The organism is Phosphitispora fastidiosa (genome assembly GCF_019008365.1).
GTDB lineage: Bacteria > Bacillota > Thermincolia > Thermincolales > UBA2595 > Phosphitispora > Phosphitispora fastidiosa.
Map to the genome: position 1 here is coordinate 1 of NZ_JAHHUL010000119.1, position 275 is coordinate 275.

General features: G+C 72.0%; 1 protein-coding gene. It reads right to left on the reverse strand.

All coding sequences use genetic code 11. The features are described from left to right. The coding region (locus tag Ga0451573_RS19180) for a c-type cytochrome (protein ID WP_231685792.1) at positions 1-275 on the reverse strand (275 nt) is incomplete at both ends.

A 275-nucleotide genomic window follows, 5' to 3' on the forward strand; every position in this document is an offset into this window, starting at 1 on the left:
TTCAGCGTGCGCAGCCAGGCGATGATCCGGCCAAGATCGTCATCGGCCCAGGCGCGCTGCGCCCCGGTGGGCATGATGAAGACCGTGCTGCCGTCCCGCTTGACGCCGTAGCGGATCAGCCGGACGAGCTCCGCGTCCGAATAATAAGCGAGCTTGCGGGCGATGGCCGGCGGCGCGATCGTCCCGGTCAGCCGGTCGCTGGTCCAGACCCGCCCCTCGCCGTTCGGCCCGTGGCAGCTGCGGCAGCCCGCGAGCGTGGCGAGCCGCCCGCCTTC